General features: G+C 60.4%; 11 protein-coding genes and 1 tRNA gene. 3 read left to right on the top strand and 9 right to left on the bottom strand.

Translation table 11 applies throughout. The annotated features are described in order from the left end of the window. Positions 1-13 precede the first annotated feature (13 nt). Positions 14-90, top strand: a tRNA-Met gene (locus FJU08_RS10880). Between the two features lie 232 nt (positions 91-322). On the opposite strand, the gene FJU08_RS10870 is transcribed toward FJU08_RS10880, so the two are convergent. From FJU08_RS10870 to FJU08_RS10830, 9 genes are all read right to left on the bottom strand, one after another. Then, a complete protein-coding gene (locus FJU08_RS10870) occupies positions 323-1,555 on the bottom strand; it encodes a metal-dependent hydrolase family protein (RefSeq protein ID WP_141149011.1) in 1,233 nt (410 codons plus the stop codon). A gap of 18 nt (positions 1,556-1,573) precedes the next feature. Next, on the bottom strand, positions 1,574-2,551 hold the full coding sequence (locus FJU08_RS10865; protein ID WP_141149010.1) for an ABC transporter ATP-binding protein: 978 nt from the start codon (positions 2,549-2,551) through the stop codon (positions 1,574-1,576). After that, complete coding sequence (locus tag FJU08_RS10860; RefSeq protein WP_235890651.1) at positions 2,541-3,542, bottom strand: ABC transporter ATP-binding protein; 1,002 nt, start codon at positions 3,540-3,542, stop codon at positions 2,541-2,543. Before FJU08_RS10860 ends, FJU08_RS10865 begins: the two co-directional genes overlap by 11 nt. 120 nt (positions 3,543-3,662) lie before the next feature. Continuing rightward, positions 3,663-4,607: a succinylglutamate desuccinylase/aspartoacylase family protein gene (locus FJU08_RS10855; RefSeq protein ID WP_141149009.1), complete on the bottom strand. Its 945-nt coding sequence runs from the start codon at positions 4,605-4,607 to the stop codon at positions 3,663-3,665. Between the two features lie 26 nt (positions 4,608-4,633). Next, positions 4,634-5,479 carry an ABC transporter permease gene (locus tag FJU08_RS10850; protein ID WP_141149008.1) on the bottom strand — a complete coding sequence of 282 codons (846 nt, stop codon included), beginning with the start codon at positions 5,477-5,479 and terminating at the stop codon, positions 4,634-4,636. A 5-nt stretch (positions 5,480-5,484) separates the two neighbouring features. After that, positions 5,485-6,465, bottom strand: a complete 981-nt coding sequence (locus FJU08_RS10845) for an ABC transporter permease (RefSeq protein WP_141149007.1) — start codon at positions 6,463-6,465, stop codon at positions 5,485-5,487. A 36-nt stretch (positions 6,466-6,501) separates the two neighbouring features. Beyond that, positions 6,502-7,677, bottom strand: a complete 1,176-nt coding sequence (locus FJU08_RS10840) for a M24 family metallopeptidase (protein WP_141149006.1) — start codon at positions 7,675-7,677, stop codon at positions 6,502-6,504. Positions 7,678-7,743: 66 nt separating this feature from the next. Further along, positions 7,744-9,282 (bottom strand): ABC transporter substrate-binding protein, encoded by a 1,539-nt coding sequence (locus FJU08_RS10835; protein WP_141149005.1) that lies wholly within the window; start codon positions 9,280-9,282, stop codon positions 7,744-7,746. Positions 9,283-9,296: 14 nt separating this feature from the next. Beyond that, positions 9,297-10,337, bottom strand: coding sequence for a GntR family transcriptional regulator (locus FJU08_RS10830; RefSeq protein ID WP_141149004.1), 1,041 nt, complete (start codon positions 10,335-10,337; stop codon positions 9,297-9,299). A 214-nt stretch (positions 10,338-10,551) separates the two neighbouring features. Between FJU08_RS10830 and FJU08_RS10825 the strand changes: the two genes are divergently transcribed. Beyond that, positions 10,552-11,517 carry an aldo/keto reductase gene (locus tag FJU08_RS10825; protein WP_141149003.1) on the top strand — a complete coding sequence of 322 codons (966 nt, stop codon included), beginning with the start codon at positions 10,552-10,554 and terminating at the stop codon, positions 11,515-11,517. Continuing rightward, positions 11,510-12,706: a hypothetical protein gene (locus FJU08_RS10820; RefSeq protein ID WP_235890650.1), complete on the top strand. Its 1,197-nt coding sequence runs from the start codon at positions 11,510-11,512 to the stop codon at positions 12,704-12,706. The genes FJU08_RS10825 and FJU08_RS10820 overlap by 8 nt, the downstream gene beginning before the upstream one ends. The last annotated feature ends 5 nt before the right edge of the window (positions 12,707-12,711 follow it).

The following is a 12,711-nucleotide window of genomic DNA, read 5'->3' as shown; positions in this document are numbered from 1 at the left end:
GCTCGAACAATAACGCGGGGTGGAGCAGCCCGGTAGCTCGTCAGGCTCATAACCTGAAGGCCGCAGGTTCAAATCCTGCCCCCGCAACCAACGGTATCACTTTAACCCCTGCAGTCCAGCTGCAGGGGTTTTGTCGTTTCTGGCGCTACCTCTATCAAGTGAAAGAGCAGGCCGATGCCCGGTTCTGATCAATAGCGCCTGCATCAGGCGGTGCGGACGAAGAAGATCTCGACTGAGCGAGGACACAAGCGGTGGCCGGAATGTGGTCGCAATGACACTTTGGAGATGCTGCGACCGCTGGAAGAACGGTCATTCGCGTTTCTCAGATGATGTGTTTATGCATACGTCCCCGCGCCATGATCATGTCCATGTGAGCGCCGTCGCCGCCCAGAAGCGTGATGTTTTCAATCGGATTGCCATCGATCACCAGAAGATCGGCTAAAGCGCCTTCGGCGATCACGCCGATTTGGCCGTCCATCTGACACAGTTCTGCACCGACGATGGTTGCCGAGCGAATGATCTCGGCCGGTGTCAGAACGCGGGCGAGGATTTCGAACTCCATGCAGTGATATTTGCGCAACTCACCGAGAAGATCCGAGCCGAAAGCCATTTTGAGACCGGCGTCGCGCATAATTTCCAGTGAGGCGAGCCCGCCCTGTCGGACCGTCTCGATCTTGGCGAATTCTGAAGCGCCTAGGCCAAGGGCCTCGCCTTCTAACGCCAGCGCCTCATAGGCGACGAGGGTGGGAATGGATATGCAGCCTCTGTCTGCGGCTTTCTGCGCGGTTTCGGCCGTGATCAGATTGCAATGTTCAAGCGAGCGCACGCCAAGTTCGACGCAGCGTTCGATCGCCCTGTCGGTATAGAGATGGGCTGCGACATAAAAGCCGGCATTGTCGGCTTCCTCGACCATCGCGGCGATCTCGTCGCGCGAATATTGGATCGAGTGGATCGGGTCATTGGGCGAGGAAACCCCGCCATTGGCCATGACCTTGATGAATTTCGCGCCTTCCTTGATCATGGTCCGGCAGGCGGCGCGGACATTATCGACGCCATCGACGATCAGCCCCATGGAGCCGACCCGGTCCGACAGGAGGCCCGGCCGGTTGTCGCTACGGGTTCTCAAATCCGAATGGCCGCCGGTTACCGTCAGCCCCTTGCCGCAGACGATCAGGCGCGGACCATTGATCAGGCCATCCTCCACCGCGCGGGCAAGACCTGCGTCAGCTCCGCCGAGATCGCGCAGCGTGGTGAAACCGCGCCCCAGCGCCTCTTCCATTACCTTCGCAGCACGAAGGGCGGCAAGTGAGCCTGGCACGATCATGTTGCCCCACAGATCCAGAGACCATGCGCCGACATGAACATGACAGTCGATCAGCCCGGGCATCAGAGTGCGGCCGCCAAGGGCGATCTCGCGCGCGTCGGCCGGCGGTTCGATATCGGCGCCAACTGCCTTGATGCGATCGCCCTCAACAAGCACCGAAAGACCATCAACAAGTGTGCCTGAATGCGGGTCCAGAATGCGGCCGCCGGTAAAAAACGTGGAATTGTTCATGGGAATTATCCGTTTCGTTCAACGATGATGGCAGGCCACGCGGTGGTCAGCCGTTTCACGGCGCGTCAGCGGCGGATCATCGGTCCGGCAGAGGTCGGTCGCCAGTGGACAGCGTTTATGGAAGGCGCAGCCCGAAGGCCGGTTGGTGGCACTTGGGATATCGTCGCTGGATGTGGAGAAGCTGTGGCGATGACGCGGGTCGAGCGACGGCGCCGAGCGCATCAGAAGTTCGGTATAGGGATGAAGCGGCTTGTCAAACAGCTGCGCTTTCGAACCGATCTCGACGATGCGGCCGAGATACATCACCGCCACACGTGTGGAGATATGCTCGACCACGCCGAGATCGTGGGAAACCGAAAGATAGGAAATGCCGAGATCACGCTGCAGATCCATCAGAAGATTGAGGATCTGCGCCTGCACTGAAACATCGAGTGCCGAGACCGGTTCATCGCAGACGATGACATCCGGTTTCAGCGCCAGAGCGCGGGCGATGCCGATGCGCTGGCGCTGGCCGCCGGAAAACTGATGGGCGTAATTATCGGCCTGATCGGGTCTGAGGCCTACGCGTTGCATCAGCTCGGCAACCGCTCGCTCGCGCTCCGCCGGCGTGCCGATATGGTGGACATCAAGCGGTGCGCGGATGATGTCGCGCACCTTGTGGCGCGGATTGAGCGATGAAAAAGGATCCTGAAAGACGATCTGCATCCGCCGGCGATACTGCTTGACGGCAGCACGCCTGAACCCGTCGATCTCCTTGCCCTCGAAGCGGACCCTGCCGCCGGTCGGCTTGACGAGGCCCATCAGCGCCAGGCCGGTGGTCGACTTGCCGCAGCCCGATTCGCCGACAAGGCTCAGCGTTTCGCCGCGCTTGAGCGTGAAGGACACGCCGTCGACCGCCTTCACCGCGCCGACCTGCCGCTTGAACACGCCAGCGCGGATCGGAAAATGCACTTCCAGGTCCTGAACCTCTAGCAGGGGGGCTTCATCATGCGGCATTGTCATGCTCCCAGCAGGCGGCCCAGTGGCCGGGGGTCTTTTCTTCAAAGGGCGGGCGCTCTTCAAGGCAGCGCTTCGAGGCAGCCGGACAGCGCGGCGCAAATGCACAACCTTTCGGCAGATCAAAGAGTGGCGGCACGGTCCCGGGAATATCGGTGAGCCGTCCATCCTCGCGCTCGATGCTGGTGGCACGCGGCATGGCGCCGAGCAGCCCGCGCGTATAGGGGTGAAGCGGGCGGTCGAAGAGATCGTAAACGCTCGCCTCCTCGACCCGGCGGCCGGCATACATGACGATCACCTTGTCGGCGACTTCGGCGACCACGCCAAGATCATGGGTAATGAGGATCTGGGCCGTGCCGAGGCGCTTCTGAAGCTCGGAGATCAGACCGAGGATCTGGGCCTGAATGGTGACGTCGAGTGCCGTGGTCGGTTCGTCGGCGATGATGATCTTCGGGTCGCAGGCGACCGCAAGGGCGATCATGGCGCGCTGGCGCATACCGCCGGACAGTTCATGCGGATATTGTCTGGCCCGGCGTTCGGGATCCGGCATTTGCACCAGCTTGAGGACTTCAACAGCACGGGCAAGCGCCTGCCGGCGCGAGGTCCGGCGGTGCTGCCGCACAGCTTCGACGATCTGTTCACCGATGGTCAGCACCGGGTTCAGCGCGGTGAGCGGCTCCTGGAAAATCATCGCGATCTGCTCGCCGCGCCAGTCTTCCACCTTGCGCTGCGGCAGCGACAGAAAATCGGTCCCGTCGATCTCGATCCTGCCGGATGTCACCCGGGCGGCTTCCGGCAGCAGCCGCATCAGCGAAAGGGCGGTCATGGATTTGCCGCAGCCGCTCTCGCCGACGATGCAGAGCGTCTCGCCGGGCGCGACCGAAAGGTTCATGTCGGAGACGACCGGGAAGCTGCCGCGATCGCTGCGGATCTCAATATTGAGATCAACAACGCGGATCGCCGGTGCGGCCTCTGCTTCTGTCTGCATCATCTGCGCTCCTGTTTCTCAAAGATAGCCGGCCACCCGTTTCGGGTCTCCAGGTGGCCGGCGAACGGACCGGTATGAGGCAGGTGAAAGGGGGGAGCCTTCCTCACCACGGTCCGAACTCTGTCAGTCGGTTGATCCGTCGAGATTGCCGACCATGAACCCATAATCACCGGCTTCGACGAGGTTGCGCGTCAGGTGCTGCATGATCATGATGCCGTTTTCGTAAGGGCTCCTGATTTCCTCAAGCACCTCAAAGGTGAAGGGGCTGACAACGCGGCCGAGCAGATCACCGCCCTTGATGAATTCACCATTGGCCGGGCAGAGCGGCTCCAGCCAGCCGCCGCGGGTCGGGCGGATGCCGGTCAGTTCGGTCACGACCGTCTGCTTCGGCGGGGCAACCGGTTCGCCTTCAAGGGCGCCCAGCGTCTTCAGCATGTTCAGGAGGCCGTCGACGATGCGCTTGATATAGGGACGCTGATCGACGATGCCGCCGCCAAGCTCGATCACGGCAACGGGAATATTGCGCTCCTGGACGGTAACTGCGGTCGTCGTGCCGCCAAAGACCGTGCCGCCCTTGCCCTTGGTCGGGCGGTAGAGCACGGTGGAGCCGAAGGAACGCGAAAGTTCGTCATTGTTCCAGATATAGACATAGTCGACCGTCGGGCGATCCGTGCCGGAGTGAAGGTCGATATGAACGTCGATCTTGCGCAGGAATTCATTGGCGAAGCAGTAGGCAAGCTGCTGGCTGTAGGTGCCGGTCGGCGTGCCCGGGAACTGGCGGTTCAGATCGTTCTCGTCATTCGGCGCGTAGCGATGGTTGACGGCAAAAGCATAGGGATTGACGACCGGTGCCAGCACGATCTTTCCCTTCAGCGGCAGATCCTTGATGATCCGGTAAAGCTCGAGGATCGCCTGCGAGCCGGTGTTTTCGTTGCCGTGGATGGCGGCCGAAATGCCGATTGTCGGTCCGTCGGTTTCACCGGCAATCTCATGCATCAAAAGTGCTGCCTCATTGCCATTGGCGTGATGGGTGAAGACCTTGCGGATCGGGGTAATGGATTTGACCATGTCTATGCAGTCCTTATTTTCAAATCTTATTTCGCCTTGCCGCCGCCGCGGGTAAGCTGGCGCGGATCAAGGATATCTCTGAGCCCGTCGCCGAGCAGGTTGAAGCCGAGCACGCTCACCATGATGGTGGCGCCGGCAATGATGGAAAGCCACGGCTCATCGCGGATGAAGCGGGTGCCATAGGCAAGCGTCCAGCCCCAGGTCGGCGTCGGTGGTGGCAGGCCGAAGCCAAGGAAGCTGAGTGCGGATTCGGAGATGATCGCTGTGCCGACGCCAAGTGAGGCGAGCACGATGATCGGCCCCCAGGTGTTGGGGAGCAGCTCGCGGAAAATGATGCGGGCGGGGCTGGCGCCGATCGCCTTTGCGGCCTGAACATAATTCTGTTCGCGCAGTACCAGTGTCGCGGCCCGCACAACCCGGGCATATTCTGTCCAGTTCACCACGATGATGGCAAAGGCGATGTTGAGAATGCCGGGTCCCATCACCGCGACGATGGCAAGCGCCAGGATCAGCGGCGGGAAGCCGAGAAAGACATCGGTGATGCGCATCAGCACATTATCGACCCAGCCACCGAAATAGCCGGACACAAGGCCGATAATGGTGCCGATGATCGCCGAGACGAGAACCGAAATCAGCGCGATCGACATCGAGACACGGGCACCGAAGACGAGGCGCGACCACAGATCCCGGCCGAAATTATCCGTACCGAGAATATGACCGGCGCTGGGCCAGGCAAAGCGATGCATCATGTCCATCTTCGCCACATCATAGGTGGCGATATAGGGCGCGAAGATCGCGGCCAGCACGATGGCACCGGATATCAGCGCACCGATGACGAGTGAGGTGTTGCGGAGAGCTTTTGGAACACGCATGACCGTTACCCCAGCCTGATGCGCGGATCGACCGCGGCATAAAGAAGATCGACGATCAGATTGATCAGCGCGAACAAAATCGCGAAAGTCAGCACGATGCCCTGAATGAGCGGCAGGTCGCGTTGCGAGATCGCGGTGATGGTCAGCTGGCCAAGACCCGGCCAGGCAAAGATGCTTTCCGTCAGCACTGCGCCGCCCAGCAGCGCGCCAAAGCGCAGGCCGATGATCGACAGCACCGGCAAAAGCGCGTTTCGGAGCGCATGACGGATGACGACGCGCGGCCGGCGCAGGCCCTTGGCATAGGCGGTGCGAACGAAATCCTCGCGCATGACTTCGAGCATGGAGGCGCGCACCAGCCGCGAAATCACAGCCGCCGAATTGGCTGCCAGCGCCAGCGCCGGAAGGGCGATATGTTTTAGGGAATCGGTCAACGGCGTCAGATTGCCGGTAAAGGCGTCACCAAGGGCCGGGACAATGCCCTCGCCGCGGCCGACCGCCGGCAGCCAGCCGAGCTGGACGGCGAAGGCGAGCATCAGCAGCAGGCCGAGCCAGTAGACCGGCATCGATACGCCGAGCTGGGCGAACAGCATGGCAAACGTGTCGATCCAGGACCCCTGGCGCATGGCGGAGAGCACGCCGAGCGTCATGCCAATGGCGACAGCGATGATGAGCGATACAAAGGCCAGTTCCAGCGTAGCGGGCAGACGGCCGGCGATGATTTTCGCCACCGGCTCGTTCTGGAAGATCGACATGCCCATATCGCCATGCAGGAGATCGCCGAAATAGGCGAGCAGCCGCTGATACCAGGGCAGATCAAGGCCGAGGGCGGATCTGAGGCTGGCAATCGCCTCCGGGCTTGCTTCCTGACCGAGCAGAACGGCAGCTGGATCGCCGGGGATCAGCAACAGGAGACAGAAGGTGACGATCACCGTGCCGATCGCCATCGGGATCAAAAGCAGAATGCGTCTGATAATATAGGCTAGCATGGCTCTACCTTCCGCACCGCTCTTTCTCTGACGCGATCAGGCAATGATGACCTCCTCGAATGCGCGCGGATAATGGGTCATGCTGTCGGGGCCTTCCTGTGTCACCAGAACCGTGTCGGCGATGCGGTAGCCGGCAAAGCCTGGCACGAAAATCGCAGGTTCCGACGAGGTGATCATGCCGGGTTCGAGAATGGTCTCATCGCCGGCTTCCACCCATGGCGGCTCGTGGAACATGATACCCATGCCGTGACCGACGCGGTGCAGCAGGTAATCGCTCATGCCGGAACTACGAATATAGGCAAGGGCGCGATTATCGGCAGAAGCGCAGGTCTGGCCGGCGACAAGGCCCGCCGTGCCGAGGCGCTGGGCTTCAAAGGCGACGGCATAGTGCTCCTGCTGCGTCTTTGTCGGCTCGCCGATGAATAGCGTGCGCTCGCTTTCCGCCGCCCGCCCGCCAACCCGGCAGCCGAGCGAGAGAATAATGCTTTCGCCGCGCTTCACCGGATTGCCGGTTGGCATGCCGTGGGGAAAGGCCGAGCGCGCGCCGGAATAGACCAGCCCGCTGGCAAGGCCCTGCACCAGCATCACGCTTTCATGCTCTTCATGCATGATCTTCATTGCATGGCGCGACACATAGGATTCAATTTCGATCTCGCTTGGCAGCGTGCCGCCGGAGGCCATCGCGTCGGCGATCAGGGCGACGCCGGCCTTCACCATCTCGTCGGAAATGCGGGCAGCCTCGCGGTGCAGCAGAATTTCTTCGGGATATTTCTTCAGCCGCATCTTCTGGACAATATCCGTCGCGATCACCCGGTCTGCCTGCGGGAAGGCGGCCTTTATCGGGGCGATCCGGGCAAGCGAGATGCTGGCGGAATGGGCGACCGTGCCCTTCACATCGGCAAGGGCGCGGCCGAGAACGGCGGCCCAGGGATCGATGCCGGGGAACTCGAAATAGATGATTGGCTCGGCGGCGATGTTCTGATGCGCCGCATGGGCTTCCTCAAGCTTGGGGATCAGCAGGAAGGTGCGGTCCTTGGTGATGGCGAAGACCACCGGGCGCTCGGTCGTATAATGCGAAAAGCCGGTTGTGTAGATCACATCGTCATTGGAATCGAGCAGCAGAAGGTCAATCTCTGCCTTTGCCATTTTCGCCCGGATATCGGCATGCACTTTCGCATAGAAGTCCGGCCCGAGAACCTGTTTGAAGGCCATGGTCTGTCACCCTGATTGAGGAAGGGGAGGCCAGCCGGGACAAGCCCGGCCGGTTATGATGTTGTGTTACTGGCCGATGCCGATCAGACCGCGGAACGTTCCGCGCGGATTGGCGACGACCGGGTAGGCGATGTCCTTGGAATAGAACAGCTGATAGCCCTGGTCGGAGATGATGTAATAGGGCAGGTCCCTGGCAAGGATCGCCGCAGCCTTCTGATAGGCTTCGGTGCGCACCGCCTGATCAAGGCTCGAGCGACCCTCGTTCAGCAGCTTGTCAACCTCGGGGTTGGAATAGCCACCCCAGTTGGTCGAGCCATCGGTGGTCAGCTGCGCGTAGAGAAGGCGGTCAGGATCGACGATGTTGAGCCAGCCGAGCAGTGCGATCTGATGTTCGCCCTTCTGGACATAATTGGTCGAGAAGGTCGGCCAGTCGGAAATATTGACTTCGGCATCAATGCCTGCGGACTGGAACACGGCCTGCAGATATTCCACCGACTGAACGCGGTTCGGGTCTTCCGAATGGGTGGACAGCGTGATCTTCAGCGGTTTGCCATCCTTGTCGAGAATGCCGTCGCCATTGGTATCCTTCCAGCCGAGTTCGTTGAACTTGGCAACAGCGCTTTCAACATCGAAAGCCGGCTGCTTGATATCGGGTGAATAGGCCCAGGAGGTCGGCATCAGAACCGAGGTCGCAACCGCATCAACACCCTGATAGATCTGGTTCACGATCGTATCCTGATCGACCAGCATGGCAAAGGCCTGGCGCATGTCAGGATCCGACAGCATCGGGTCTGAAACATTGAAGTTCAGATAGGTGACGCCAAGGCCCGGCATGATGGCATTGCCGAAACGGTCGTCACCTTCAAGCCGCTTGATATCCTGCGGTGACAGCGGCGACTGGATGGCATCCAGATCACCGGCTTCCAGTGCCTGGGCGCGGGAAGTGTTGTCGGCGATGATCTGGATCTTGGCATCGGCAACCTTCGGTGCCTCACCCCAGTAATTGTTGTTCTTTTCCAGTTCGATATCGCTGCCACGGTTCCAGGCGGCAAGCTTCATCGGCCCGGCACCAAGCGGATTGGTGGCAAGATCGCTGCCGCCTTCCGCTGCCGCCTTTGAGACGATGCCCATGTCGAGATAGGACAGGAGCGGAGCGTAGGGCGCTGAAAGGGTGAATTTGACCGTCAGCGGATCAACGGCCTCGACGGCGGAGATCGGCGTGTAGAGCGTGCGCTGCGGCGCGTTGAAATCCGGATCAAGGATCGTCTGATAGGTGTAGACGACGTCATCGGCCGTCAGCGGCGAACCGTCGGAAAATTTCAGATCGGGCCGCAGGTGAAAGATGATCGTGGTCGGATCCGGGCTCTCCCAGCTTGCAGCCAGTTCCGGCTTGGGTTCCAGCGAGGACGACAGGTCGACAAGGCCGGAATAGATCAGATTGGCAGTACGCTGGGCGGTGGTGTCGCGGGTAAGGCGCGGATCGAGCGTGCCGGCATCGACATCGGTGCCGATGACGATGGTGTCGGTTCCGGCGGCAAAGGTGCCATGGGCTGCACCAAGTGCCAATGCCACCGCGAAAGTCGTGGAAAGCAGGAGTGATTTCATCTAAGTCCCTCTGGTTAGGATCGAAGCGCCGAGGCGACCGCCTTCTTTTGCGGGCTGCGCGGCTCAGCAGTTTCGGTTGACATGTGCTGGCGCCGGAGCAGGGCAAGCTGAGGCGTCAGCACACTTTCGATATGCCCCGGATCCGGCGCGTGCCGGTATTCGAAGCAGAAGGCGCCGGGGGCTGCGCGTTCTGCGACCTCGTCAGCACCGGATGCGAAAACCACGGCATCGCACCGGGAAAGCGTTTCCTTCAGGTCCGGTGCCGAGGACCACGTCACCGTGATATCGGAGACATGGGGCGCGAATTCGCGCACGCTCGGTCGCATGATCGCGATATATTCCTTGAAATGGGTGACGGCGGCGACATGGGCGCGCGGATCAAGCCCGGCCAGATTCTGTCGCGTTTTTTGCGAGGGAATGAAGTGCAGGCCCAAAACATTGGCGTTTGGCGCATGGCCACGCACTTCCGCTTCGCGATGCAGAAAAGTCAGGACGAGATCGGCCTTTTCACAGGCTTCGCGCCATTCTTCAGACGTGGCAAGCAGGTCCAGCGGCACCAGCCGCACATGGTCCTGAGGCGCAAAGACCGGCTTCAATTCCTCGACATAGTCGCGGCCCGGCCCTTCAAAAATGCAGACGAAGATGATGTCCAGCGTCGCTTCCGCCTTCGGCAGGCGTGCCTGGGCATTGATCATAGAGACCAGCGACATGGTTGAAAGGCCGAAACTTTCCGCCTTTTCGATCAGCCGGGCGATATCCTCCCTGAGATCATCAATCGGCAGAGCGTCGCGGTTCTTGTGGTGGGCGCCGAGTACCGAATAGGCGCCAAGGCCGGGGCGCATCTCCACCTGGCCGGCATCGCGCAGTTTCTTGTAGACCTCCGCAACTGTCATGGGCGCAATGCCGAGATCATTGGCGAGCTGGCGGACCGAAGGCAATTTCGTGCCGTGCGGAATATTCCCGAAAGCAAGCGTGTAGCTCATCAGTCCGTGCAATTGGGTCCCCACAGGGACCGGCAGCGATTTGTCGATACTGGAAGCTTCGATCGGGAACATGTGTTCTTTCCAATTGATACACCTACAGCCTAGCAAGCATTTTGCAATTGGCAAGAGGGACTGCCTAATTTTTGAATACAAATTGCATACGCGTCAATTTTGTGCACTTATGTCCCTCTCAAGCGCTGAATAGGGGTCGTATTTGACGGAAGCTTGGCTTTCGTGGCGGAAAGCGCTTTCCGATACAGGTTGTTGAATGGGAAATGGTGTACTAATGGATTATGTCTCTCTGGGAAAAACGGGTCTGAAAGTGTCGCGGCTGGGGCTTGGCTGCATGACCTTCGGTTCACCGGAATGGGCGCCATGGGTGCTGGATGAAGGCGGTGCGCGCCCGATTGTCGAAAAGGCGCTCGATCTCGGCATCAATTTCTTCGATACGGCTGACATGTATTCGCGTGGCGCCAGCGAGACGGTGCTGGGCAATCTCCTGTCCGGGCTTCCCCGTCACAAGCTGGTGATCGCCAGCAAGCTTTATAACCCGATGAGCGATGATCCGAATGATCGCGGTCTGTCGCGCAAGCATGTTTTCGAATCCATTGATGGCAGTCTGAAACGCCTTGGCACGGACTATCTCGATCTCTGGCAGTTGCACCGCTTCGATTATGAAACGCCGCTGGAGGAAACGCTGGATGCACTGAATGATGTCGTGCGTTCCGGCAAGGTCCGCTATCTCGGCGCGTCGTCGATGTTTGCCTGGCAGTTCATGAAGGCGCTTGGCCTGCAGCGCGCCCATGGCTGGGCGCCCTTCGTGTCGATGCAGCCGCACTACAATCTCATCTATCGTGAGGAGGAGCGCGAAATGCTGCCGATGTGCCGGGCTGAGGGCATTGGTGTTATCCCATGGAGCCCGCTGGCCCGTGGCCGTCTTGCCGGACGCGGCGACACGACGCGGTCGAAAACCGATGGCACGGCGGGCGCCCTTTATGACCGCACCGCCGCGCAGGATAGCCAGGTTATCGAAGCCGTGCGGGCGGTTGCCGGGCGTCACGGCCGTTCGATGGCAGAAATCGCCTATGCCTGGGTGGCGACGCGCCCCGGTATCACCGCGCCGCTGGTCGGCATATCCAAGCTGCATCAGTTCGATGCCGCCGTCGCCGCTCTTGAGGTGTCGCTGAGCGACGAGGATATTGCATTGATGGAAGCGCCCTATCACCCCAAGGAGGTCGCCGGCCATGTCTGAGCGCGGGCGTGTCATGATGGACAGTGGCCGGGAGCTTGCGGAAATTACCGCCGGTCTGGATCAGCTTTATCGCAGTCTGAGTAGTGGTGATGGTTTTCTCAATGCGGAAGGGCTGATCCCTGTTTCGGTCGCGCCGGTCGACGCCCGTTCCTTCACGGACTATGCCGAGGCACGCGATGCACTTGCCAGCCTTGCGGAGCGCGTGACGGTCGCCGACATCGTGCCGCTCCGGCGTGATTACGTGCTGGAGATGGTCGACTCGCTTGATGCGCTGATCGATACATTCGAGGCGAAGCCGATCAGCTTCGCCGACCGGTTGCGGCGGCAGATCCGCATCGAGCCGGGTCCCGTATCGGATGAAATCCTTGGTGAATACCGCATGGCCATGCGTCAGGCGCTCGATGAACTTGGGTTTCGCGACGGCGATCTTGCGACCGACATCTGCCGCTGGGAAGAGGCCAGACGGGTTGCGCCCGACGACGTGATCTCAGTCCTGCGCGTGATCATGGTCGAGGCGCGGCAACGCACCGTCCAGACCATGTATGATTTTTCACAGGAATGGATCGAACCTGTTGGCGTCACGGACAAGCCATTTTCAGCCTATTGTGACTATCTCGGCCGCAAGGTTCTGCTCAATCTTGATTTCCCCTATACGACCTATGACCTGAAGCATCTGGCAACCCATGAGGCGTTTCCGGGCCATCTGGTTCACCTGGGCCTGCGCGAGGCCTATGTCAACGATGGGATCATGCCGCTGGATGGCGCCCAGGTGGTCACATCTTCGGCGTCAAGTGCGCTTTTTGAGGGGATTGCCGATAATGGCATGGCTTTCCTCGATTGGGACGATACGCCTGACGATGCCGTTGCCATTGCACTGCAGCGGCTCAGAAGCGCATTGCGCTGCAATGCGGCCTGGATGATGCATCAGGAAGGCAAGCTGCTTGAAGATATTGTGCCAGCCATCGCGGAAGCGGGCTTTCAGTCGGCAAAAACGGTTTCTGGCCGACTGGCATTTCTCAGTCATGGGTTGAGAGCACCCTTTGTCTATGCCTATTGGGCCGGCGAACGTGCCGTGGACGCGGTTTGGCAGAGCGTTGCGCGGGAGGAGCGTCCGACCTTCTGGGCTGCGCTTTACGGTCAGATGCATACGCCTTCGACGCTGCCCCGCTTTCGCGAGACGGGACAGTAATCGCA

It is taken from the genome of Martelella alba (assembly GCF_006516955.1).
Classification (GTDB): Bacteria; Pseudomonadota; Alphaproteobacteria; order Rhizobiales; family Rhizobiaceae; genus Martelella; species Martelella alba.
This window is presented reverse-complemented; position numbering and strand designations above follow the sequence as displayed.